At 50.0% G+C, this 25696-nt stretch carries 19 protein-coding genes and 1 pseudogene; 12 read left to right on the top strand and 8 right to left on the bottom strand.

Translation table 11 applies throughout. From position 1 onward, the window contains the following. The first annotated feature begins 413 nt into the window (after positions 1-413). The 7 genes from mshL (at position 414) to ACO0K9_RS16350 (ending at position 9514) form a co-directional block, all read left to right on the top strand. Positions 414-2201: a pilus (MSHA type) biogenesis protein MshL gene (gene mshL, locus ACO0K9_RS16320; protein WP_422986763.1), complete on the top strand. Its 1788-nt coding sequence runs from the start codon at positions 414-416 to the stop codon at positions 2199-2201. Between the two features lie 8 nt (positions 2202-2209). Beyond that, positions 2210-3775 (top strand): tetratricopeptide repeat protein, encoded by a 1566-nt coding sequence (locus ACO0K9_RS16325; protein WP_422986765.1) that lies wholly within the window; start codon positions 2210-2212, stop codon positions 3773-3775. Positions 3776-3862: 87 nt separating this feature from the next. Beyond that, a complete protein-coding gene (locus ACO0K9_RS16330; protein WP_422986767.1) occupies positions 3863-5566 on the top strand; it encodes a GspE/PulE family protein in 1704 nt (567 codons plus the stop codon). Beyond that, a complete protein-coding gene (locus ACO0K9_RS16335; protein WP_422986769.1) occupies positions 5566-6771 on the top strand; it encodes a type II secretion system F family protein in 1206 nt (401 codons plus the stop codon). Before ACO0K9_RS16330 ends, ACO0K9_RS16335 begins: the two co-directional genes overlap by 1 nt. Before the next feature lie 22 nt (positions 6772-6793). Beyond that, positions 6794-8356 carry a hypothetical protein gene (locus ACO0K9_RS16340; protein ID WP_422986771.1) on the top strand — a complete coding sequence of 521 codons (1563 nt, stop codon included), beginning with the start codon at positions 6794-6796 and terminating at the stop codon, positions 8354-8356. 1 nt (position 8357) lies between these two features. Next, the gene (locus ACO0K9_RS16345) at positions 8358-9044 is read left to right on the top strand and encodes a hypothetical protein (protein ID WP_422986773.1); all 687 of its coding nucleotides are present in this window, start codon (positions 8358-8360) and stop codon (positions 9042-9044) included. After that, positions 9044-9514: a hypothetical protein gene (locus tag ACO0K9_RS16350; RefSeq protein WP_422986775.1), complete on the top strand. Its 471-nt coding sequence runs from the start codon at positions 9044-9046 to the stop codon at positions 9512-9514. The genes ACO0K9_RS16345 and ACO0K9_RS16350 overlap by 1 nt, the downstream gene beginning before the upstream one ends. Before the next feature lie 57 nt (positions 9515-9571). Here ACO0K9_RS16350 and ACO0K9_RS16355 read toward each other — a convergent pair whose 3' ends face one another. The 3 genes and pseudogenes from ACO0K9_RS16355 to ACO0K9_RS16365 all read right to left on the bottom strand — a co-directional run. Further along, positions 9572-10432, bottom strand: a complete 861-nt coding sequence (locus tag ACO0K9_RS16355; protein WP_422986777.1) for a hypothetical protein — start codon at positions 10430-10432, stop codon at positions 9572-9574. A 13-nt stretch (positions 10433-10445) separates the two neighbouring features. Continuing rightward, positions 10446-11285 (bottom strand): hypothetical protein, encoded by an 840-nt coding sequence (locus ACO0K9_RS16360; protein ID WP_422987001.1) that lies wholly within the window; start codon positions 11283-11285, stop codon positions 10446-10448. 24 nt (positions 11286-11309) lie between these two features. Continuing rightward, positions 11310-11396: pseudogene (locus ACO0K9_RS16365) on the bottom strand (prepilin-type N-terminal cleavage/methylation domain-containing protein); the annotation flags it as partial. A gap of 186 nt (positions 11397-11582) precedes the next feature. Between ACO0K9_RS16365 and ACO0K9_RS16370 the strand changes: the two are divergent. From ACO0K9_RS16370 to ACO0K9_RS16390, 5 genes are all read left to right on the top strand, one after another. Further along, complete coding sequence (locus ACO0K9_RS16370; RefSeq protein ID WP_422986779.1) at positions 11583-12350, top strand: ABC transporter permease; 768 nt, start codon at positions 11583-11585, stop codon at positions 12348-12350. A 2-nt stretch (positions 12351-12352) separates the two neighbouring features. Beyond that, the gene (locus ACO0K9_RS16375; RefSeq protein WP_422986781.1) at positions 12353-13066 is read left to right on the top strand and encodes a hypothetical protein; all 714 of its coding nucleotides are present in this window, start codon (positions 12353-12355) and stop codon (positions 13064-13066) included. After that, positions 13063-13674, top strand: a complete 612-nt coding sequence (locus ACO0K9_RS16380; protein WP_422986783.1) for a response regulator — start codon at positions 13063-13065, stop codon at positions 13672-13674. Before ACO0K9_RS16375 ends, ACO0K9_RS16380 begins: the two co-directional genes overlap by 4 nt. After that, positions 13658-14722 (top strand): sensor histidine kinase, encoded by a 1065-nt coding sequence (locus ACO0K9_RS16385; protein WP_422986785.1) that lies wholly within the window; start codon positions 13658-13660, stop codon positions 14720-14722. Before ACO0K9_RS16380 ends, ACO0K9_RS16385 begins: the two co-directional genes overlap by 17 nt. A 111-nt stretch (positions 14723-14833) precedes the next feature. Further along, on the top strand, positions 14834-15493 hold the full coding sequence (locus tag ACO0K9_RS16390; protein ID WP_422986787.1) for a prepilin-type N-terminal cleavage/methylation domain-containing protein: 660 nt from the start codon (positions 14834-14836) through the stop codon (positions 15491-15493). A 314-nt stretch (positions 15494-15807) separates the two neighbouring features. Here ACO0K9_RS16390 and ACO0K9_RS16395 read toward each other — a convergent pair whose 3' ends face one another. From ACO0K9_RS16395 to zapE, 5 genes are all read right to left on the bottom strand, one after another. Then, a complete protein-coding gene (locus tag ACO0K9_RS16395; protein ID WP_422986789.1) occupies positions 15808-18000 on the bottom strand; it encodes a TonB-dependent receptor plug domain-containing protein in 2193 nt (730 codons plus the stop codon). A 185-nt stretch (positions 18001-18185) separates the two neighbouring features. Then, positions 18186-19685, bottom strand: a complete 1500-nt coding sequence (locus tag ACO0K9_RS16400) for a DUF3999 domain-containing protein (RefSeq protein ID WP_422986791.1) — start codon at positions 19683-19685, stop codon at positions 18186-18188. Then, complete coding sequence (locus tag ACO0K9_RS16405; protein ID WP_422986793.1) at positions 19682-23704, bottom strand: DUF2339 domain-containing protein; 4023 nt, start codon at positions 23702-23704, stop codon at positions 19682-19684. The genes ACO0K9_RS16400 and ACO0K9_RS16405 overlap by 4 nt, the downstream gene beginning before the upstream one ends. 368 nt (positions 23705-24072) lie before the next feature. After that, a complete protein-coding gene (locus ACO0K9_RS16410; RefSeq protein WP_422986795.1) occupies positions 24073-24480 on the bottom strand; it encodes a hypothetical protein in 408 nt (135 codons plus the stop codon). Next, a complete protein-coding gene (gene zapE / locus ACO0K9_RS16415) occupies positions 24477-25574 on the bottom strand; it encodes a cell division protein ZapE (protein ID WP_422986797.1) in 1098 nt (365 codons plus the stop codon). The genes ACO0K9_RS16410 and zapE overlap by 4 nt, the downstream gene beginning before the upstream one ends. Positions 25575-25696: the final 122 nt, after the last annotated feature.

Below are 25696 nucleotides of genomic sequence, written 5' to 3' on the forward strand. Positions count from 1 at the left end.
TCAATCGAATCGATCAAATCAATATGTTGCATATTGCCATTTTTTGATCAGCATATAAAAATACTATGCCGCACAGTGCTTTCGGGAATGTATTCTGACTTAAAATTATTTAATTTTAATAATACCGCCTTAGAACGTGTTTACGATCTGTAGCGAGCGTCAGCGGGGTGAAGAGCAGCGCAAAAAGCGGAATGTACTTAAGTACATGAGCATTTTGAGCAGCGCATGAGTCCCGATCACGCCCGCGCAGTAAGATCGAAAACAGGTTCTTACATGTTTTTGAAAGAGTGATTATCAAAGACCCGTTTTTATACTACTTACTTATCATTGATACGCGAAATAGGCAGGAGCATTTTTGCTTATAGATGGCTTATGTTTATTAAATTACAACAAAAATAGTAAAGCATATATTAATGACTAAAATTGCAATTTCCTTTTTTTGCCTGACTATACTGTCCGCCTGTGGCACTCAACCTGTTGCACCCTCGACAAGTCACATTAAGGAAAGTGAGCGCCCTTATGGCAAAATCCCAGAACCTGTACGCCAAAGTGCAGTTCTGGCGAAACCCAAGGCAACTCCCAAAGTTGAAACTTATAGTGTCAGCGTATACAAAGTGGCAATACAACCGCTTTTGTTTGCGCTTGCACGTGATGCCAAGCTGAACGTCGACATCCATCCCGGGATCGAAGGAGAGGTGACTCTCAATGCACTTGATCAATCCTTACCGCAGTTATTAACCCGTATTTCGAAACAGGTAGATATGCGTTTCGAATTGGACGGACCCAATTTGATCGTGCTGCCCGATGCACCGTTTTTGCGAAATTATAAAATTGACTATGTCAACGTTTCACGCGACACCAATAGCAAGGTAAGCATTGCTACCCAGATATCGACAGCTACTGGCACCGGCGCTAGTGCGGGGAGTGGAACAGGGGATAATAACTCGACCACCTCGGTTTCCAACACATCGAACAATCGTTTTTGGGCAACCCTGGTAGAAAATATCAAGGATACGCTGAGGGAAACCGACAAAATTTTGCCTGACACTATGAACGGTGGAACGGCTGCAGTATCCACAGGCGCAACAAGCCCAGCAAACACCACAGGTCGGGCTGGCAATGCTAGCAACGCTGCCAATCCAGCATCGCCAGCCGCCAGCCGCCCTAGCACCTATCGCGAAGCCGCATCTGTGATCGCAAATCCGGAAACCGGCTTGATTGCCATTCGGGCGACCAGCCGGCAGCATGAAAAAATTCAGGAATTTCTCGACTTGGTCATGTCCAGTGCCAAGCGTCAGGTAATGATTGAAGCTACCGTGATTGAGGTCCAGCTCAATGACCAGTACCAGCAAGGAATAAACTGGTCATCCTTACGTACCAGTGCGACTGAAGGGCCGAGTATATCGGTTGGACAAGTGGGAGGAGCTCCATTACCTTCTGGTATCAAGCCAGGGGCTAGTCAGGGCTTATTTAACTTAAATTATTTAAAACCACTTACCGGTCTTGGCAATCTCGCTGTGACGATTCAGTTACTTGAATCATTTGGCAAGGTAAAAGTGTTATCGAGTCCCAAAATCAGTGTTCTCAATAATCAGACTGCACTGCTTAAAGTGGTTGATAACCGGGTTTATTTCACTATCACGGCAACGACCCAGCAAGGCTCTGTCGGCACCCCATCTGTCACCACATATACGTCCAGTTTAAACACGGTACCAGTTGGATTCGTGATGAGTGTTACACCACAAATCGCGGACAATGACGAGGTGACGATCAATGTCCGCCCCAGCATCTCACGCATCATTGGCTATGTACAGGATCCAAACCCGGCGTTGGCACAAGCGACTGTGCCAGTAGTCAGTAATGTACCGGTCATTCAAACCAGGGAAATGGAATCCGTCTTGAAGGTGAGCAGCGGTCAAATAGCGGTCATGGGCGGGCTCATGCAAGACACCATTAATAACTTGAAAGATGAAGTGCCCGGAGTTGGCCGAATTCCACTATTAGGGAATGCGCTGAGTTTTCGGAATGAAACTACCAACAAGTCTGAATTAGTCATTTTTATGCGCCCTATTGTAGTCAAGGACGCCAGTATCAGTGGTGATTACAAGAACTATCGCTATTTGCTACCCAACGATGCACCACTAAATAACGAACCCTATACGGAAACTCCTCCAGAGCAAAGCAAGGCGGGTGTGAAGTGAGTTTATTAATGCAAGCGCTCAAAAAAGCCGAGCAAACCAAACAGAAGCAGAATGAGCTATCGGTAGACGATGAATTAACTTTGTCACCCAAAGAAACGCCTGACCTACTTGAGAAAACCGATTCCGGATCGTCAGCATCTGGCTTGGCAACATCAGATGAAAAGGCAAACGCCTATGTTTTCAGCGACACTATTCCAGCGTCAATTGAAGAGATTTCATCTGAATCCATAGCCATCCCTCCCCTGCCGGCCTCACAACATCATGAATCGCGCCAAGACGCTACGCGCCCCCACGGCTTTGACGCGCCATCTCCCCCCCAAAAACCGGTAGACGACACTGAAGATGAAGTAAATACATCCGGGGGCAATGCCGATTTGCCTGATGCCGGAGCCCAAAAATTTGCCCGACCAGATTTAGCAAAAAAAGTCACTGAAGAGAGACAGGCGGCAGATGAAAGAATGAAACAACTGATGGCCGAACAGCAAAAGGCGAAATCGGTTTTTTCATCAAAAACACCTGAACGCAAACGCAGTAAACTAGTGATCGGTGTGGTAGCTACGGGATGTTTGCTTAGCTTGCTGGGCGCAGCTTATGTGTATTGGCAGATAAACGATACGGGCATTACCGGCAAGCTTGCGGTTACATCACCAATCACGCCAAAGATTCAGGCTCAGCCCCAGGTACCGGCCCAGGTACCGCCCCAGGCAGCCACTGTGCCAGATGCCGATGCAGATTCTGCATCAAAAGCCAAACAGTTAGCTGATGCGGGTTTGAACCTGGATAAACCTGTGCCGAAAGAAGACGCGACGACACAGCAAGCAATACTACCTCCGTCAAAACCAGGTCCTGCTGACATGGCAGCAGACGCCAGTGCGAAACAATTGGGCTCGGACAAGAACACGGTGCTTGCGTCAAAAGCGAAGACTGAATCAGCAAGGTCATCGACATCTGCCAATGAAAACAATGCCATCCACATTCGCCAAAGTAGTAGTGAAAATAAAATCAACCCCACTCTGGATAGCGCCTATCAGGCATATATCACTGGTAATTCTGCACTAGCCAAGCAGGAATACAATAAAGTCATACTGCACGAACCCAACAATCGTGACGCCCTCCTCGGTTTAGCTGCTATTGCGCTCAATCAACGGCAAGCGGAGCAAGCCGGTTTTTTCTACGGCAAGATCCTGGACCTTAACCCTGGTGATCCAGATGCCATTGCTGGCTTAACCAGCTTGCAGCAGGGAGACCCCGTTCAAAGCGAAAGCAGATTGAAAAAAGCGTTAAGCCAAAATCCCCAGTCGGGCGCAATCTTGTTTGCACTTGGAAATTTGTATGCAAACCAGTCCCGCTGGTCCGACGCCCAACAGACTTTCTTTAGAGCCTACGTGAGTACGCCAAATAGCGCTGATTATGCGTTTAACCTGGCCATTAGTCTGGACAGATTAAATCAAGTGAAACTCGCCATCGAATACTATCAGCGGGCACTCAAATTAGTTGAAAACAGCGCCGGGAATTTCAACCGGAATGACGTTAAACAGCGCATTAAAGATCTTGAAAACATTGCTGAAGAGTGAGTCAGCGCAGGTGCATTCTAATTTCATGCGTCCAGTGCAGATGCAAATTTGCAGCTTTTAGTAACCAGCAAAAATCAATATTGATCAATGGCCAATAAACCAAAACTTCCCTTAGGCAAACTTCTGATACAGAAAGGTGTCATTAGCGAAGATCAATTGCGTATTGCATTGATCGAGCAAAAAAATAACGGCAGTCCACTCGGCAAGTTATTTATCTCTTTAGGTTTTGTCACTGAAGCTACCGTACGTGAAGCCTTAAGTGAAAATCTGAATCAACAAAGTACGGACCTTGCCAGCATTGTCGCTGATGCCAGCGCAATCAAGTTAATTCCGAAAGATATTGCCAAGCGATATCACGTATTCCCTATGGTTTATAACAAAGACCAGTACAGTCTGATGCTCGCGATGGCGGATACCGCGAATATTGTGGCGATAGATCAAATTCAGGCAATGTTAGGCAAAGACATCAATGTCATACCGATGCTCGCCAGCGAATCTGAAATTATGAAAGCTATCGACCAATACTATGGTCTGGAGTTATCGATTGACGGTATTTTGCAAGAAATAGAGACAGGGGAAATCAATTATAAAAGTTTGCAAACTGTATCAAACGAATATAGTCAACCGCTAGTGCGCTTGATGGACGCGATTCTGGCAGATGCGGTACAAAAAAATGCTTCCGATATCCACTTCGAGCCAGAAGAATTTTTTCTTCGCATACGTTATCGTATCGACGGTATCTTGCGTCAAATTCGTAGCTTGCATAAGACTTACTGGCCAGCGATGGTGGTGCGCTTAAAGGTCATGAGTAACATGAATATTGCCGAGACTCGTGCCCCCCAGGACGGCAGGATTTCAATTAATTTTTCAGGACGTCAAATCGATTTTCGTGCTGCGGCACAACCGACTACCCATGGCGAAAACTTCGTCTTGCGTATTCTTGACCGGCAAAAAAGCCTGGTGCCTTTGGATGGCCTTGGCCTTGAAGACGACGCCTTGATGCTACTCAAATTGATGATCGCCCGACCTGAAGGCATTATTCTGGTCACTGGCCCAACTGGAAGCGGCAAGACAACGACTTTGTATTCGATACTGAATCACGTCAATACCGATTCCGTCAACATCATGACACTCGAAGACCCGGTGGAATACCCTATGATGATGATACGGCAAACCTCGGTTAACGAGTCGGCAAAAATGGGCTTTGCCAGCGGTATTCGTTCCATGATGCGGCAGGACCCGGATATTATATTGGTCGGTGAAATTCGGGACAAAGAAACTGCAGAAATGGCATTTAGTGCCGCAATGACGGGTCACCAGGTATATTCAACTTTGCATACCAATTCTGCCATAGGCTCAATCTCGCGTTTGCTGGATATAGGAATACTGCCTGATCTGATGGCTGGCAATATTATTGGCGTAGTCGCACAAAGGCTGGCTCGCAAGTTATGCCCGCACTGTAAGGAAAAAGTTGCTGCTGACGAAACTGAGCGCATGCTGCTTGGCATTCAACCAGGTACGCCGCCCGTCATGATTTTTCGGGCGGCCAGCTGCAGCAAATGTGATCATCAAGGTTACAAAGGTCGTCTCGCCATCATGGAGATCTTGAAAATTCACGGCGAACTTGACGACCTGATTGCCCGCCGTGCCACTGCGCGTGAAATACGCAGTGCTGCAATTGCAAGCGGCTTTCGCCCCATAGCAGAAGATGCCGTACGTCGCGTACTTGAAGGAATAACTACACTTGACGAAATCTCCCGCATAGTCGATTTAACAGACAGGTTAAGTTAATGACTCTCTACGCCTATCTGTCCGTTGATCCCGATGGAAAGAAAATTCGCGGCAAGATGGATGCAGCTAATCTGATGGAGTTGGAACTGCGTTTGAAACGCATGGATTTGGATCTGATTGACTTCAAAGAAAAGACAGAGAAAAATTTTTCATTTGGCCGCGTTAAAATTTCAAGAAAAGATTTGATTAATTTTTGCTTCCATATGGAGCAAATGACTTCTGCTGGCGTCCCCATTTTGGAAGGTCTTACGGATCTTCATGACAGTACTGAAAACAGGAATTTTCGAGGCATAGTAGCCGACCTCATCGAAAATATTGAAGGTGGCTCTCCCTTATCAGAAGCGATGGCCCGCTATCCGAAAATTTTCAGCAAAACATTCACCAGCCTGATCACCACTGGAGAACAGACCGGGAAAATATCGGACGTCTTTAAGAGTTTAGGTGAAAGCCTTAAGTGGCAAGACGAACTCACAGCGCAAACAAAAAAAATCATCATGTATCCGATATTTGTCGGCGCGATAGTGACTGGGGTAACCTTTTTTCTCATGATTTATCTGGTACCGCAATTAACCGGATTTATCAAGAACATGGGACAGGAACTTCCCATGCACACCAAGCTACTGATATTTGTGTCGGGACTGTTTATCAATTATTGGTATATCGCATTGACGGCTCCTGTGCTGATCTGGGTTTTCGGTATCATGCTGTTAAAAAGAAGCCCTGCCGCTCGTTATATGGCAGATGGATACAAATTGCGTATTTGGCTGATTGGGCCGGTTTTACATAAAATCATACTTTCACGCTTCGTTACTTTTTTTGCCTTGATGTATGAGTCAGGCATCACCATTTTGGATTGCATTCGATTATCTGAAGATATCGTCAGCAACGAAGTTATCGCTCAAGGCTTGCGTCGTGCGGGAGTATTAATATCTGAGGGACAGAGTGTGACCGGGGCATTTCAGAGTATAGGTATTTTCCCACCCTTGGTGATCAGCATGCTCAAGATTGGTGAAGCTACAGGCTCACTCGATATTGCTTTGCGTAACGTCAGTTATTTTTATAATCGTGACATCAAAGAGATGATAGAAAAAGTCCAGGCAATGATCGAACCTGTAATGACTGTCGTACTGGGGCTTCTGCTGGGTTGGATCATGATGTCGGTGATGGGCCCCATCTACGACACCATTAGCAAAATGAAAACCTAACACTAGCTGTAAAAGGACAATTTTGGCTAAGCATCTGCTCTACCTCACCAACAACCAACTTGTTGCAACAGTTTGGGATAAGGACGTATTTTCTACCGAAAAAACATTTAGCAACTATGCCAGCGGCTGGCTGGCATTTTCAGAATACCTGGAACTGCACCGTGACATCCCTGCCTATCTGTTGACCGACCTTGTAGAGGAAGATTTTCAACGAGAAAATATTCCTCATGTGTTTGGTCGCGCCAGGAATAGCCTGATACAGCGACGCCTGAATACGCTGTATCGTGATACGCCGTTTCACAAAGCCAGTCATCAAGGGCGTGCGCATGAAGGGCGAAAAGATGATCAAATGCTGTTCAGTGCATTGACTAATCCCATCTTGATTAAACCTTGGTTAGAACAACTGCACGCTAAAAAAATAGATGTGGCTGGAATTTATTCTGTCGCGCTGTTAAGTCCTCTATTTTTCAAAAAACTGCACTTTGGCACTGAGCCTACCTTACTGATTACTCACCAATCCAGTGGTTTGCGACAAAGTTATTTTCACGAGGGTTATCTTCGTTTTAGTCGATTGGCTCCTGAAACTGCCTGGAGCTCGGAATCGGTTGCTGAATTTGCCAAATCAGAAATAGCCAAGACCACACAATTCCTGGCAAGTACGCGCCTCATATTACGTGGCGATGCAATCAACGTAGTGGTTATTGCAAATAGCGAAATCATTTCATACCTGCATCCATTGTGTCCGGATGTGGATGGCATGCGACATCGACTGATTGACCTGAACGAAGCACGGCACATATTTGATTTGAAAAAAATGGTGGATATTACTCTTTGTGAGCCACTATTTTTATCAACCCTCGCCAGTCAGCGCATACCCAGCCACTACACCACGCTTGAACAGGCAAAATTTCACAATTTATCAAAAACGCGCGGAAACCTGGACTTACTGAGCGCTGTGACGGTAACAGGCGCGGTAGTCTGGACATTTGCGAATGGCTACAATGCATTTCATGCGAGCAATCAAGCGCAAAAAGCGCAATTGGATACGCAGCAGATTCTTGCAAAGCATCAGGCTACCGCGAGCAGTACCAAAGTGACCTTGGCTAGTCCACAGGACATGAAGACTGCAGTTGAAGTAGCAGGCATGATTACAAACAACACACCGACACCCACTTCCATGTTAGCGCAGCTTGGCAAGGCTCTGGACACGCTGCCACAGATCAAAATTCATCAAATCAACTGGCAAGTCAGCAGTGCCAATGACGCCCAAACGGATGCTGCGGCGGTACCGGTGGCAAGCACAGAATCGACGCCATTAGTGGCTAAGCTGATTGGCATCCCCAACAGGCCAATTGAAATACTGACGCTGGAAGGAGAAGTTGTCCCATTCAAAAATGACTACCGGACTGCACTTGACAGTGTCAATCAGTTGACCCGTGAGTTACAGAAAAATGCACATATGCAGGTCGAAATAACAAAACCCCCGATTGATCTGCGGCCAACAGTAAAATTGGACAGCCAAGCCGGGAATGATGCAGACTTAATGAAGCCACGGTTCAACCTGAAATTAGTTTGGAAACCTTAAAATGGCTCAGAAAAATCCTATTCCTGCAAAACCCAGCCCGGCTTCCACTTCCCCAAAAGATGCCGCTGTAGCGCATTCTTTCTTTCGAGATGATTTCCCCGTCATACGTAAAGCAAGCATCAAGCTCGGCATATGCATAGTCATTGCATTGATACTGGTAGGCGGGAGTCAGTTAGTATTATTAAAGCAAGAAGCAATTAATTTGCAGGCACAGACTGAGCTTGATCAGGCACAAGGAAAATACACGCTTGCAGTCAATGAGAAAAATGACATTCGCGAATTTCAGCCTCGTTATGTCCAACTGATGCGAAGAGGATTCGTTGGCGATGAAAACCGATTGGATATCATTGAATATGTGCATTCCATACAGGAAAGCCGCAAATTATTACCCATTGCTTACGAAATTTTCCCTCAAAAAAATTTCCAGCTTGACCCATCAATATCGATAGGAGAACTGGAGTTGCGCGGAAGTAAGCTAGTGGTAAAAATGGGATTGCTGCATGAATTAGATATGCTCACCTTTCTTACTGATTTGAGTGCCAAAGGTATCCTCAGCCCCCAGGCATGCTCGCTAAAAGCTATCGAAGCTGCCAAAGACAAGCTACTATCGGCACGCTTGGAGGCTGAATGCACATTGTATTGGATAACCATGGGCCGTCCCGTGCCAGCCAGTAAGGAAAGCCAATGATGCGCGCATTGTTATTTGTGTTAAGCATTCAATCAATACCATCTCTTTGCATGGCAGCAGAGCCTACATCGATTGGACGCCTTTTTTTGACTCCGGCAGAACGGGGCCAACTTGATCAATTGCGGGAACACGGCGAACCCAAGAAAATTCTGGAGAGTGAAGCTCCTACCAGTTCCATCCCTGAACCTAAAGTACCACCTGTCGAACAATTCACATTCGATGGATATGTCACACGTAGCAGCGGCAAGAATACCGTCTGGATCAATCAAGTACCGCAAAACGAACACGAAAAATCTCAAGTCATCCACGTGTGGCAGCAGCGCTCAAAAACACCTGTCGTGTCACTCACCCCATCACCAGGAAAACCATTGAATCTAAAAGTTGGACAGACCTTTGACAAGAGTACAGGCAAGATTGTTGAGGTCTATGCACCTATACGCCCTCCGGCACAACAAAAAGCCGCAGACTGATGCCTAAATAAATTTGGGCGCGTTGATCCAGGGTGTGTTTATTTAGAGCTTATTGATCTAGTGCGGAGAACGTGGGCCCAGGCTGGCATTGGTCAACACGGTAGAAATTGTTGGGTGACTCAAATAGTCGTCAAAATGGCTGGCTGTCAATGTATTGTCAGGCTTGGCGTCGATAAAAATCGTCGCGCCGGTCAGTGCCTGGTTATTCCGGTTGGCCATTTCATTCGTACCGACGACCGCTGAACCTGGCTGAATATTTCCACTCTTGTTGTAGGCACCCGCCCCAGTTGGTCCATGTGAAATCAACACATAGGCCGCCCCACTAGAATTCGGTGGCGGCGGGACTGCTGCCCACGGTGGCGCAGGTTGATTCAACCAGCCCCCCAATCCGTCCTGAACTTGCAATCCTTTGGAATACAGAAAATTCAAAGGATGCATACACGCCGTGCCACTGCATGCCGCAGTGCAGGCAAGTGCTAAACCCGACGCACCAGTCGTGGTGCCGGCAGGGTCACACCAGCTCATATTCATGAGTTTGGTTACTGAGTTGGCTAAAGCAGCTTGTACACGATAGGTAATCCGCCCATTCCAGGGGTCGGTGGCTTCGCTTTCAGAAATTCCCAATGTTACCCAAGGTACGACACCCTTGGCCTGGGTCGCCGGTGCGCAAAGCGCAGCAGCAGGATATGGACTTTCGATTCCCGCGTTTGGTAAGCCACTGGCGATACTTCCATCTGCCGGGCACGGAAGACGTTTGTTTTGAGCGACAAAGTTAGCCAAAGCAATGTCAATTTTTTTCAAAGTCGCGTTGACAGCAGTTTGGTTGCTGAGTTGACGTTCCGTTTGCTGCAAGGTCCATTTCGCAAAAATACCTATCGCAGCAATCATCACTATGCAAACAAAGACCATCAACGCCATGCCTCGCTGATGCTTAATGTACGCGCGGTCCAAGATTTGCCTTATTTAATACGTACATGATGGTGGGATGACTTAGATAATCGTCGAAATGCGCCTGGGTTTTAATGTCGTTTAGTGGTGCATCCCTGTAAGTGCTTAACTGGGCAGAAGGAAGTGCAATACTTTGCCCATTCATATTGGGAATCTCATCATTACCAGCAACCAGTGTTGCAGGAGGTGGAACAGGATTCGGAATCGAGATAGAGCCCTGCTGAGTGGCAAATAATGGTCCGGCTGCGCCGTTTTTATTGTAGGCACCGGCACCCGTCGCACCATGAGAAATAATGACGTAAGCTGCACCCGTTCCTGCGCCACGATTATTCTGGCGTGACGCCCACCCGGCAGCACCATTTTTTCCATCCCAGACATCAAGCCCTTTACCATTCAGGAAACTGGAAGCTGATGTACATGCGGCACTTGCCGTACATGGCGCTACGGGTACCAGGCAGTTGCCCCCAGCGCCAGCTAGTCCGGTTGCAGCCGGGTCGCAATTGCTCATATCCATCAACAAAGGTATGATTTGGGTCAAAGCCGGATCAACTCTGTAGGTCATTCTGGCGAACCAGGGGTCGGTTGCATCTTCTTCTGTCAGGCCTAGCGTCACCCAGGGAATAACACCATACGTCTGTGCTGCGGGATTGCAAGTGCCCGTTGCCGGCGATGGTGCCTCTACGCCAGCATTCAGGGCACCGCTCGCAATGGTGCCATTCGCGGGGCATGGGAGTCGTTTGTTGATCGCTACATAATTCGCAATTGCAGTATCAAGTGTGCTCAATTTGGTTTGTACCAACAGCCGGTTTTGGGTGTCACGCATGCTGCCAGTCAGGTTTATAGCCATCACTAGCACTAAACTGGCGATCAGCAATACCACTGCCATTTCGATAATCGTGAATCCACGACAGGATTGAGGGGAAATTCTGTACATCCTTGCCTGCTCCCAGCTACGTTGGTAAAAACGATTTTAGCAGGTAATATTAAAACATTTGAGAATAGAAGCCCCTCCCCGCCCAACTCTGTCAAAAACCAGGTTTTTTAGCCCATTAATTGTTAATCTAACTTATTTACTTACCCTATTTACGTGCCTTATTTACGTAACTTCAGCACTGATCTTATGCACCGACAAGTCCGCAGCATCGCCTTTTACACCTTACTGGAAGCATTAAGCAATCACTTGACCTGGTTGCTTTTGCTGGTTGCTCTTACGGGCATTGGTTTGAGCGGATTCCTGAAAGAGCTTGCCTTAACCGAAAGCAGTCAAATCCAAATTGCATTAATGGCAGCATTTTTGCGCATTTCCGCTGTATTCTTGCTCGCCACCTTTGTAGTAAGCAGCATGGTACGAGAGATCAACGATAAAGTTTTGGAGTTGCTGTTGGCATTACCGCTCTCGCGGACAGCTTACCTATGCGGCAAATTACTTGGCTTCGCGGCACTTGCTGTGATTGCTGCGCTGCCATTTGGCTTGCTGACCATGTTTTTTACTGCATTACCTCAAACCGTTTTTTGGACAATTTCATTAATTTGCGAGCTGTGGATTGTGGCCGCGTTTAGCCTGCTATGCGTGTTAAGCTTCAGGCAAACTATCGCGGCCTTAAGCATAGTCATGGGATTTTACCTGCTGTCTCGCGTCATTTCTGCCATCAAGTTGATAGGACAGGATTCCTTGAGCACGCATTCGACATCCCAACAGGCTATTGCCTTTTTGATCAATAGCCTGTCGGCTGTGTTACCACATTTGGATACATTTACGCGTACCGAATGGTTGGTTTATCAGACAGGAAATTGGTCAGAATTATCCACTCTGCTGGTGCAAAGCCTGATTTTTCTTGCCTTGGCAAGTTCTGCCGCACTGTTTGATTTTTATCGCAAGAATATCTGATCATGCGCGAGCGTCCCATCTCTGCGGTACCCAAACCAGTACTCTTACTATTAGCATTGAGCTTTTTTGTACAAATTTCCTGGTTTTTAGCGCAGCCACCACACATCGCCAAAGCTGAAGATTTGATGCCTGCACCATCTTTATCCACGCTAAAAATAAGCAGCTTTGGTGAGCCGATTGCTATGGCAAAGGGCATGATGCTGTATCTGCAAGCTTTTGACAATCAGGCCGGACACAATCTCTCGTTTCAGCAACTTGACTACATTAAACTAGAAACGTGGCTTACCCGGATTCTGGAGCTAGATCCTGCTGGGCAATATCCCCTGTTTGCTGCCAGTCGACTTTATGGCGAAATTTCGGATGAAAACAAACAGCGCAGGATGCTGGATTTTGTATACCGGCAGTTTCTGGTCGACCCCAATCGCCGCTGGAAGTCAATGACACATGCTGTTTTACTCGCCAGACATCGGCTACATGACATGCCGTTGGCACGCAAGTACGCGCATGCGATATTACTGCATGCAACCAGTAGCGATGTGCCTGGCTGGGCCAAGCAAATGGAAATATTCTTACTGGAAGACATGAATGAATTGCAAAGCGCCAAAATCCTGCTTGGGGGCCTGCTGCAAAGTGGGCAAATTACTGATAAGTATGAGTACCGCTTCCTGGAGCAACGCCTTACAGAGTTGGAACAAAAAATAAAAATGAACCCATGACAACTCAAGCACATATTCTCATTATTGAAGATGATCCTGCCTTGTGCATCATGTTGCGTGGGATTCTCACCATGCAGGATTTTATCGTCAGTGAGGCGCAATCACGTTCAGCAGGGCTAGAAAAATTGCATGCCGATCCAGGAATTACCGTGGTGATTCTCGACTTGGGCTTGCCACCAGATATGCACAATATTACCGAAGGCATCGCTACCCTGAAAGCAATTCAAGAAGCGATACTGCCAGTGAAAGTGATCGTACTGACGGGGCAAGATCAAGATGCCGCAGCCCTGGAAGCCATTAGAGAAGGTGCCTTTGATTTCATCGCCAAACCGGCCAAGGCAGATACCATCTTGCACGCCGTGCGACGCGCCTTACTGTTCTTGCAGAAAGAACGTGAATTGAACCAACAAGGTATTACCCGGATTGCCATCAACGCCCAGATAGGAGATGGTTTAAAGGGTGTGCGAACCGATGCGGAAGAAAGATTAGTCCGACAAATCCTGAAAGAAACCGGGTTCAACGTCAATCAAAGTGCCAAGCGTTTGGGTGTCAAGCGAGAGAATATTTACTATTTCCTGAAAAAATTTGGTATTGAGCGCGATGCTTGAACATCTCTACCCAATTTTTATTTTGACAGGTACCACCATTGCGGCGGTACTGCTGTATTTATGGTTACAGGCGCGTAACGCTAACCGCCTTAGTCTGGCACTGATTCGCCTCAATGAGCAACTTCAGTTCGACATGCCTGTTTTCTTGCGAAATGCCTGGCCAGTGCTTGCGCAATCGGGAGTACGTGGCATTACCTGGAAATTGGATTGGTTTGGTATCTCGATGGAAGGCAGCGCCGGCAAAACCAGCGGCACCAGCGTCCACAGGGAAATCGAAGTCGGAGAAATGAAACTGTTCATTGATTTTCAGCAAAGCCAATACAATGAACGACGCTATTTCGACGAAGCGCTGATTGAGACTTTTTTACTTCTCTTGCGCACAGATATGTGGATCAAAGCAGGAACAATCGATGCGACGTTTTCGCAAATGTCGAAATTAACCTTGTTTCTGCAACACGACATGAAAAATGTTGCGCAGTTTATTCAGTTAATGAGCGATCAACTCGCGACCGTACCCGCTGGCAAAGAGCAACAGATACTTGATTACTTACGTGCAGCCGCACCTTTGATACGGCATCGCGCCGACCATATCGTGCGGACGCTCACCATAGGGCAATCACGTGAAAATCCCTTACGTCAGATGCAATTACAGGAAGAACTATCTCAAATATGCAAGCTATATCACCTTGATTGCACTATCACTGGTAACGCACAAATTAGCGTGCCAGAAAATACGCTGGACGGTGCGCTAGACAATATTTTAAAAAATTACCACGATATCAATCTGCGTGAAGCAGAAGTCAAACCACATGTTTTTATTACCATTCAAGATAATGAGTCTGATATAAAAATCAATATTTCAGCCGATAACACGCCTCCAGTAAGTCATTTTGAGCGTTTGTTTGAGCCCTTTTGGAGCAGTGACCCAGCTGGCCTCGGTATAGGGCTGTATCAAACCAAACAAATGTTGCGAATTTGCAATGGAGTAATCAGCGTGGGGCAATCGGAAACAGGTCAATTACAATTTTTAGTTCATGTTGCAAAATAATGCCTGCAATCAAGACATTGCTATATGTAAATAAATTAGACATCTTGTGAAATAGTTGAACTGTGGTAAGTTACCCTCAAATTATCTTCATTTCTTTTTTTGAGAGAACGTATGAAATCTATTAAATATAATCAATCTGGTTTTACTTTGGTTGAAATTGCTGTTGTTCTTGTCATTATCGGCTTGTTGCTTGGTGGTGTTTTAAAAGGCCAGGAGATGATAGAGAATTCCCGAATCAAATCGGTTGCCGCTGATTTGCGTGGCGTTTCAGCTGCATACAATAGCTATGTTGACCGTTTTCACGCTATCCCGGGAGATGAATTATTGGCTACGATGACTGGCCGGGGTTGGGCCACCACTGTCGGCGGCAACGCCGATAATGTGCTCACAATCGCTCCTGCACAGGCGTTTACCAATGCGGGCGAAGAGCAAAGTTTCTGGCAAGCTTTGCGTGCATCCGGTTTTATTACCGGTGACCCAACTGCCGTTGGGGTAGCCGCACTACCAAGAACTGGAACAAATGGCCTTATTGGTGTGTCCGTTGGCACTTATGGTTTTACAGGTGCTTCTGCTTGTGCTTCGGGACTGACTACCAAGCAAGCGCGTGGTATCGACACCATCATTGATGGTGCAGAGGGAAACAATATTGGAGATGCACGCGGCATTAACGGCGCGGCTAATCCTTTGGTTCCTGTGGCAGCCGCACCAGCAGCCACTGCTTACAATGAAACCACCATTGTGAATACATGGAACATGTGCCGTCCACTGTAATTGTGTCTTCGCACAATTAGAGCAAGCACTGATTGGAATAACTGCCAACGAATGTTACACACTCGTTGGCAGTTTTTTTTATAGTCAGGACTTACGCAAAACCGCCCCAGCTGCGTTGTGGCTCCTCTCCTAGGAGCCGCGTACTAAAGTACTGTCTTCGTCGCCACGCCTTGCTGGGACAGTTTTGCGTAAGTCCTAATAGTTCTTCCGCTGTTCTTCCGCCAATCCCCCACCGTTCTCACCTATACACCGAGATCCCCATAAGGCAACACGATATTGGTGTGCCGTGCTCGCCGCGCATTCAATTCTCTAAGTCACTCGATCTTTTTTACAAAACCCACATAGATGCGCCGTGCGACGAAATGATCGTATCCAGTCTGACGGAAAGTGCTCGTGTCTGTCCGATAGCTGCGCTTGCTGCCATCGAAAACATCGTTGGCGTTGACCGTCAAGCTGAGCGTCTGGTTCAGTTGGTGCTTCCAGGTCAGGTTGACATTGCTGGTTGGCCCATAGTGGCCTAGCGGTGTGATTCCTGCCGACTGGCAATTTGCATTCAACGACAGGTCGTTGTGTCCGAAGCTGTAAGCTGCTCTGAGATTCATATAGCCCGAAATGCTATCCTGGTGCACAAGGCTATACAGATCGGGGGTATCAAGCAGTACGCGATAGATGCCAGCGTCCATGCCCAAACGCAGGGTCCCTTCAGGCGTCCAATCGAGAGAGCCTGTTATGCCGGCCGAGCGGGCCTGCCCACCATTCTGCTTCGAGGTGACAAGCACGTTGTCGGTGTCAAAACTGCGCGCATCGGTGACTGTATCGCGACTGCTACGGTAGAAGACAGCAAGATCGCTAGTCAGGTGCTGGGCGTCCACATTCGTGCCAAGCTCCCACGAGTTCAGTATCTGCGGTTTGAGGCCGGGGTTGCCACGGCTCAGGTTTTGCGCATCGACATAGGTGGTGAAAGGATTGAGGTCGCGCGGATCGGGCATCTGCAGACTGCGGCGAAAGCTGAGCGTCAGGTCGGCTTGGTCGCTGGCGGCATATTTCAGGTGAAGGCTTGGATTGAATGCCTGCCACTGCCCGGTCTGCATGATGCCCTTTGCCGGACTCACCCTCAGCGCCATGCGCTCGGCCCGTCCGCCCAGCAGCAGCTCCCATTTCCCATGCGTGATCTTATCAGTCAGATAGACTGCGCTCAGCGTGGTCATCACGGCGTAAGCGTTGGTCGTATCGGGATTAGGTATTTCGGTGCCTGTCGCAGGATAGACGGACGCCTGGTAGTTGTAGATGTCGTCCGCCTTGTCCTGGATATCCAGACCCATGCCCCACTGGCCGTGTTCCGATGAGCGACTCCAGTCGAGGGTGGCCTGATTAAGGTGGCGCGTCGACCTGGTAGCGCCATGACTATAAGCGGTGGCGCGCACCGGTTCGACAAACACATCACTATAAGACTTGTCGATCAGGCCGATTGTATCGCTGCGCTGAACCATGGCCTTCAGCGCCGACCCATTGTCCTGGTGGCTGTAACTCAGGCTGGCGCTGTCATCGGACTGCTGGTTGGGGCCGTAGGAGATACGATGATAGATGGTCTCGGCAGCGCCCGTACGGTTCTGGTTGAGCACGTCGAACAGCGGACGCGACCGCCGATTATTATATCGCGTCGACAGGCTGAGGCTATCCATGTCGCTTAAGGCATAATCGACGCCGAATGCGGCGCTTTCGACGATGCGACGGACGAACACTTCCGAAGTCTGCAGTGTTTGTCCGCCCTGGCTACCAATAGAATTATTCCAGTCGACTGCTGACTGGCGAAATTTCAGCGTGCCATCGTGACGGAACGCCAGGTTGCCATGCACGCTTATATCGTTTCCGGTCACATCGCCTGACATGCCAACATTCCAGAGGCCCTGGTCCGCAGCGCTGCCCTGTATCTGCGCACGTGCGCCAGGCTTGCGGTTTCGCTTCAACACGATATTCAGGATCGCCCCGCCATTCGCATTATAGGCGGCGGACGGATTCGTGATGACTTCTATGCTGGCGATGTCGGCACCGCTCATGGTCTGTAGCGCCACCACTCGTTCATCACCTGACATCATCGCCGTCGGCTTGCCGTCAACCAGAATCGTCACCTGGGAATTTCCCTTGACCGAGATTTGCCCGTCGGCCGTCACCGACACAGTAGGTGTAGCCTGCAAAACATCTTGCGCAGTACCATTTGCAGCCCTTGGCATGCTGGAAACGTCATACACAGTCTTATCAAGCTTTTTGACAACCGGCTCTTTCTTGCCTGTCACCGTCACTGTCGGGCTGGCTGGATCTTCAGCCCGCGTTTCCACCGGCAGCGCAACCAGCCCGAACAGGATCACGGAGAGTGCGGAGAGTGAGGGCAATGTCGTTCTAAGCACGTAAGTGCTTATGCAGCGGCGCAGGTGATCGATTTCGCGATCCCTTACATTGCGCAATGTGACCATGTCCGTGACGCTCAATGACATCGTCGGGTGGACCATTTTAGCGGTGGATTATTACTTGAATTACCTGTCATTATTTAAAATTTTCAAAGGCTGAATAGGCGCATTTTGAACAAAAAATACAGGCACCCGTCCTTCAAAAAAAAAATATCAGCGCTTCGTGATCGTCAGTACCACACCGCCGCCTGGATGGCCTCATCCAGGCAATGGGCGGCGAGTTTGTTTTACTTAGCTTCTGTCGTATCTTTTTTTGTATCTTCTTTCTGGATAGACATGCTTTTTAGCAAAGACCAGACCATCGCCCCCAAAATCACAAGGCCAGCGGCCAGCGCGGCCCATAGCCAGGGTTTGTGTTCTTTGGCCGGGGCCGTGACTGGTGCCGTTGCAAATTTTTCAGTTTCGCCAATCACAGGCTGGCTGGCAATCTCTACGCTGGCGTCATCCGCCTTGATCAATTGTGCTATTTTCAGGTTTGGCATCAAGGTGTGCAGGGGCAAGGCGGCGCCGTCTTTTGCTTCCACACCCCATTCGAGTATATAGGGGCCTTTTCCTCGCGCCAAAAATACCAGGCTGCGCGGCAGGCTGGCGATTTGTAGTCCAGGCGGTGGCTTACCCAAAGAACTAAGCGGACCTGTAGTCTGCAGTCGCAAACCTTTATAACTTGCACCATCCATCAACAGGTCTGGCGATTTTGCTTCACCATTTGGCAGGCTCAGGCGATAAGCCAGTGTCTCGTTGAGCCAGACTTCGCGATCTGTCTGCTGTGCTGTCACCTGTTTGTGATGCCGCAAGACATGCAATGGATACAGCGGATTGTGATGATGTCGATACGAAGATGTCGCCTGGGCCGGAGGCAACTGCCCCCATACACTCACCGTTGCCAGGGTATTCGGTTCACTCAATTGCAAACGCAGGCTGTCTATCGGGGTTTTTTCCGGTAACGGGTAGTCACAATAGGTATTGCTGCAGCCTTTGGGCTGTATCAGTGCACTCCATTGCAAAGGCGGCGGCGTATAGCTTTGCTGCTGACTATCTACAGTGACAGCAAGCAGTTCTGGCGCTTGATCTGCATCACGCCAGCGCAGGCGCAAATAACGTGCAGTTGCATGATACAGATTGATTTCCAGTTTCTGCACCGTGGCATTTTGATGCTGCAATTGTATGACTTGCTCATCTGCACTGATCAAACGCCAGCTCTTCAAATCATCACTGGCCTCCAGGCTGAACCCAAACAGGCCATTGACTTGCGCAGCCAGTTCCAGCCTGACCTGCAACAATTGTCCCTTGCTTTGGCTGACATCAAGAATCCAGACGGGGACAGTTTTTTTCTTGCCCGTCTTCCATTCAGACAATTGCGTCAGCGAACCATCCGGATTTTTCCGGAAACTGTTGGCCGTGTTGACGGTAAGGCTTTGTTCATCCGGAAGTGGAAACAACGGCACCTTGGTGCTATGCAATTCTGCCGTTTCAGTTTCGGTATCCACCCAGGAAAATGACAGTAACTCGCCGGCAGCATTGCGCACCCGCACATCATGTAAGTCCGGGTGCACACTGCCGGGGTAAATGCCCACAGGCAGATTGAGGCGATAGTAGGGGCCGCTGCCCTGGGTGCTGATCGCAGCCTGCTGCACACCGACCGTCGCCGCAATCCCAGGCGACAGGTGCAGTAACGCAGCGGCTGCCAGCATAGCTGCCTTGATTTTCATTGCGCGCCTGGGGTTCATGTGTGCTCCTGACGGGATTCGGTGTCATCCTCAGGCTCTGGCCCGACCGCTTTTGGCTTGACAGGCACCGGTGCAAAATACCCGACCACCAGCAACAGGATACCCACGCCGATAAAGGATACGATGCGATACAGGCCACCGCGATCCGCCAGTTCGATCAGGAACAGTTTCACCACGACCACGCCCAGCAAAGTTGCACCGGCGATCCAGATGCCACGTGACATGCGACGATTGCCAAACAGCATGACTGCCACACCACACACCGCCCAGGTAATCGATACCGCCGCCTGGCTCAGGCGAGAAGCAAACAGGGCATCTGCATCCCAAGGCACACCGGCAAAATGGTGGCAGCTACGCAAAACCATCCCTGTCAATAAAGCCAGGGCAGTTGCTGCTGCCAATACCTTGGATACCTGCAAGCCATCGGTTTTAACCGCAGCCGATGGCAGGGCACGCCACCAGTGCAGCAAGGCCAGCAATACCAGCCACTGCCCCAGTTCCAGCGGGTTCAATAAAGGCAGATAAGGCAAAGGGCTGGCATCACCGGCGCTAACGGCATTCGTCAGCCAGCACCAGCCCAGCAAATACACGGCAACCGGTGCGCAAGCCAGCTCCAGATAGGCACGACGATAGGTATTCAGAGGCCAGATGATTGCCAGGACGCGTGAACCGATAAACCAGAATACCAGGACAGGCACCAGGACCCATCCCAACAAAGGCCAGCTCGACCAGGTATCGGCCAACGGTTCAAAGCGCAACTGCCCTTCCCTTGCGGCCAACAGCAGGAAAAACCAGAAGCCAACGATATGGGTCAGGCTCAACAGCCGTGGCCAGCTTGCCAGCCATACTTGCTGCCATTTCAGGGCACGCACATGCCAGGCCAGGGCCAGGGACCACAGCAGCCAGCCAAAATGCGCCGATGGCAGGTAGTCTGTTTGCGATCCCGACACGCCTATCAGGGCGCTGAATATCAGCAAAGGCAGGAACACGATAGCCGCGCCACCCATGGCCGGCCAGCGTCGCCATTTGGCAAGTGCAATCATCAACACAGAACTGAGAATGGAAATAGTCACGGCCACCGTTGCTGCATACACCGTTTGCGCATTGTGTTCCAGCACATCCAGGCTTTCGGGGAACCATGCCGACAACCACCATCCCAGACCCCAGACGATAGGCAGCACCGTTGCCAATTTGCCGTTACACCAGGGGTTCAACCAGACAGAAGCCAGCGGTCGCGCAGCATTTCCCGTATTGCCAGTATTGCCAGTATTGCCAGTATTGCCAGTATTGCCCAGCTCCAGCAAGACCTGGCGCATTCTGGCTGCCTCGGCACGTACGCGATCTGCACTGAACCAGGCAGCAATTGCCAGCGACAAAGGAATCAGGAAGCCCAAATGAGCAAATGCACGGCCATGATAATGATCAATTTCAACGCCATACAGTACAGCAGAAATCACCTGCAGAGCCGCAGCCAGACCGGCCAGCGCAGTATGCGACATGCGCAAGCCTGCCCATAGCAACAGGCAGGATGTCAGTGGCCAGATCAATGCAGCCTGTTGCAGGTCTATCGCAAACAACATCGCCAGATGCAGCAAGGCGCAACCACTGACAACCGCCAGGTTATTCACATACGACCAGGCCGGTGGCCTGCCCTGCTCTTGCGCCTTTTGCTTGGTTTCGCGCATCGCACGACCAGCAGTGAACAGGATACTGGCCGCAATGATCAGAGCTGCCAGCATGCCATTCCAGCCATCTGCCAATGCTGCGGTGCTATTGACACTATTGGCGCTATTGGCACCAGTGGCTGCCGTTGCTGCGTGCAGGGTAAACAGGAAAGCCACCAGGGCCGTCGCCTGCAAGGCAGCCGCCACTGGCGCAAAGACTTGCAAGCCAAAACGTCGCACCACTGCCGATACCAGCAAGGCCAGCACTGCCAGTGCCGCCGCGGCATACTGCGGCACCAGCAGCATCCACGGCAACAGGGCAATCGCCGCCACACCCAGCCACGGCAAGAAGCGGTTTGGCACTTCTTCCCAGCTTGAAACAGTCTGGCTGTCGGCACGCCGGTGCAAATTCCAGACCACAAACACGCTGACGGCAAGCAGCACCGGCCCCAGCCATGGTCCCTGCCACAAAGGTCCGGTCAGATCAGGATTCAGGTAAATGCCATTTAACAGCTTGTAGCTGGCCCCCACCAATACGACATAGGCAAATGCCCGGGCATACGGTCTTTGCTGGCGCCAGCCCAGCCAGTACATGCCCGCCCCCTCTACCGCCCAGGCAGCGCCGGTCCAGGTGCCTTCCAGGCCCAGCGGAATCGCCAAAGTACCAAAAATGGCGGCCACGATGACATAGGCCTCGGCCAGCAAGGCCAGACCCTGCTTCTGCCTGGAAAACACAAACCTGGCCAGCAGCAGATAAAAGAAACCAACTGCCAGTGCAGAAAATGCAGCCCCATATTCGGTATGCTTGACCAGCATGTACTGCATGCCAAACGCCGTGACCGGGTTACCAAACACCAGTGCGCTATCCACCCTGCCCACCCGTTTCAGAGTGGCCAGCGGGCCTTCCTGGTTTTCAGTTTCTTTCAGCGTACGACGCGCAAACAGCAAGCCTATCAAGGCAAACAGGACAAAGAAGAACAGCAGGAAAGGCTGCACCAGCCCATATTGACTGTCTGTATAAAATTTATCTGCCCAGCCCAGAGCCAGGGTAAAGGTGCCGACAAAACCGATCAGGTTCAGGATGCGCCAGGCATTGAACCAGGCCACCAGGAAAATACCGACATCCAGCACCGCCAGATAGGTGAACAAGCCCATAGGCCGGTTTTCGCCGGTAGAGGTCAGCACCGGCGTCACAAAGCCTTCCAGCGCTGCGACGATGGCCAGCATCGGCGCATTTTGCAAGACGGCCAATGCAGCACTTAACACTGACACGGCAAACATGAAGCCAAAGCCTACCTCTGGCGTTACCAGCCCATGCATTTTCATGGCGGACAGGGTCGTCAGATAAAACACCCCTATCGCCATACCCTGCAATATCAAGGCGTAATCGCGCCGCTTGTTACGCAGCAACCAGCCCAGGCTTAACAGGACGACACCGACCAGCGCAACACCGGCATAACGCAATTCCACCGGTACCGTTACCCGCTCTGCGGTATAACGCAGCAGGAAAGCCAGGCCCAGGAACAAGATCAGCACACCCGCCTTGACCAGGGTATTGCCACCAAAAATCAGATTGGCAATCGGCGCAGGCAAACTTTCACGCAAGCTTTTGGGTGGTGGTGGCGGAGGCCGTTTTGCCACCGCAGGTTTGACCGGGGCCGGAGGTACAGGCGTAACGGCTGGTATGACGGTTGTCACTGCGGGTGACACTACAGGAGACGCCGAAGTTGGCATAGCTGGCGACGCCACCGGAGGTACTGGTGCAGACATTGCCGGTGTCAGCTCAACTGGCTTGAAGGCGGCTTCATCCCTGGCAGGCAAGCTGGCATTCGCATCGTTGCCAGTGATGGTCGCTGCCATGGCCGGTGCCGGTTCAAATGTCAGACCGTCATCGATGGATAAGGTCTCGTCAGCCAGGGGGAATGGTAAGGGTGGTGGCGTGGTGATGACTGGCGGCGCTGTCGCCATACCGGTATCCGAAGGACGGATGGCTGAGGCAGCGATTCCGGATGCCTGTTCCGGCATGACCGAAGTCGCGGCTGCAACTGCAGCAGCATCAGCACCACTCCTGGCGGTACCAGCTTTCAGGCTGGCCAGTTCATGCTCCAGATTTTGCAGGCGATTTTCCATCGCTGCCATTTTTCTGCGCATCTCTGCCAGCGGATCTTCAGGTTTGCTCTGTCCCGGTTTCGCCTGCGCAGCTTCACTTGCGCTCCAGGGTTTGGGATTTTTTTTGCGGGAACTGCCCAGCATCTGGCCGACAAAGCCACCCAGTACGGCAAACAGCAGCATGACGGGGCCAGACCCCGTTGCCACGCCGATGATGAAACCGATGATTCCCCCGACAAACCACATAATATTCCCTTATTTCTTTTGTGCTTTTAGCGCCATCGCCAGACTGTAAGGAAAATTCAAAAAACTTGCAATACTTGCACTTGAGTTGCAATCGCGGTGTTGCGATTTATTTTATGCATGTAATTGGTGGTTTCAATAGAAAAACACCTGAAGAACCGATGCCAAACAAAGGGCAAAAAGGTGGAGAAAGCGAATGAAATGCATTACAACTACTTACAAAATTGCATGGCAAATTTGTCTGATACCGTCCGGTTTGCCACGGCAGCAGCACGAAAGTGTCATCCATCTCGTGAGCGTGATGCGCGGTCAGACGGATTGCTTTCCATCTGTCAGGATGCGATGGGCAGGCAACAGGCGTGCCCATCGTTTCAAGGTTTTGCCTGCCTTTGCAGCAATTCTCTGTCCAGCTGTTCTATGCGCAATTTACGTTGCAGGGCTTTGGCTTCCAGCGAGATTCTTTGCAAGACGACGATATATTGCCGACGCTGTTGCTTGGTGTCATCCAGGCAGTCATTCACAAAAAATTTACTATGGCAGGCTTTGTCCGCCTGTTCATACCAGTTTTGCAAACGTTGCTGTGCCACCGTGGCTTCTTTCAGGGCTATATCTGCCACCTCGCCAGTCGCAATGCTGCCAGGTGCATATTTTTGATCGAGGGTAGTCGTCAATCCGGCAATCGCCGACAATTCATTGCTGTCGGGGATAGCCATTGCGGGGCTGGTCAGCGCCAGTTGAAGCAATGCGGCAACACAGACAGTCAGTATGTTTTTATTCAAGTGATACTCTCCGCAAGTTGGCGCTGATCTGCATCCATGTATTCCTTGGACTGCATCTCTATGATACGTGAAACGGTTCTGTGAAATTCATTGGACAGGGTACCGTTGGTATAAAGTTCCTCGGGTATCACTTCTGCCGACATGATGAGCTTCACTTTATTGTCGTAAAAGACGTCGATCAGCCAGGTAAAACGACGCGCCTCGGACGACATGGCGGCCGACATGCGCGGGATGGAAGACAAAATGACCGTATGGAAACGACTGGCGATTTCGAGATAATCATTCTGTGATCGTGGCCCACCGCACAGGGTGGCAAAGTCAAACCAGATGACACTGCCGGCCCGTCGCAAGGATTTCAGGTTGCGCCCTTCGATATCAACGCGCGGATCTTCATCATGGGTTTCTGCAATGCGCGCAAACATATCACGCAAGGAACGGTCATTTGCCGCATTCAGCGGGGTCAGGTAAGCCTGCACCTGTTCCATCGCACGCTTGCGATAATCATTGCCGGAATCCACATTCAGGATATCCAGTTTTTCTTTCAGCAAGGCAATCGTCGGCAACATGCGATCGCGGTGCAAGCCTTCAGGATACAGGGTATCTGGCTGGTAATTGGATGTCATGACAAAGGATACCCCATTGTCAAACAGCGCCTTCAGCAGGTTATACAAGAGCATGGCATCGGCCACATCTGATACATGAAATTCGTCAAAGCAAATCAGCCGATATTTTTTGGCGATCCTGCGCGCCACCTCGTCCAGCGGGTCGGCTACGCCTTTCATTTCATCCAGTTGGCGGTGTACACCGCGCATGAATTCATGAAAATGCAGACGGGTTTTGCGCACCACCGGCACGACCGAGTAAAAACTGTCCATCAAGAACGATTTACCACGACCGACCCCACCCCACATATACACCCCACGCGGTACTTCAGGGCGGGTGATGAGGCGGGTAAATTTATTCGCACGCTTGCCTTTGTATTCCACCCATTCATCATAGGCAGTCTGCAGGCGGTCCACTGCGCGTCTTTGTGCTTCGTCAGCCTGGAAACCACGCTGGCTCAATGCATCCTGATAAAACTCTATGACATTCATGAGGGAAAATGATTCTTTACTGCGTTAGCTGCCATCTGGTAGCCGGATGAAACTGCCGCACACCTTGCCCCATCAGACCGGACCCAGGCGTGCTGGCAGCAAGCTGCGATCAGAGGTGCCAA

The organism is Undibacterium sp. Ji50W (assembly GCF_049340445.1).
Classification (GTDB): Bacteria; Pseudomonadota; Gammaproteobacteria; order Burkholderiales; family Burkholderiaceae_D; genus Undibacterium.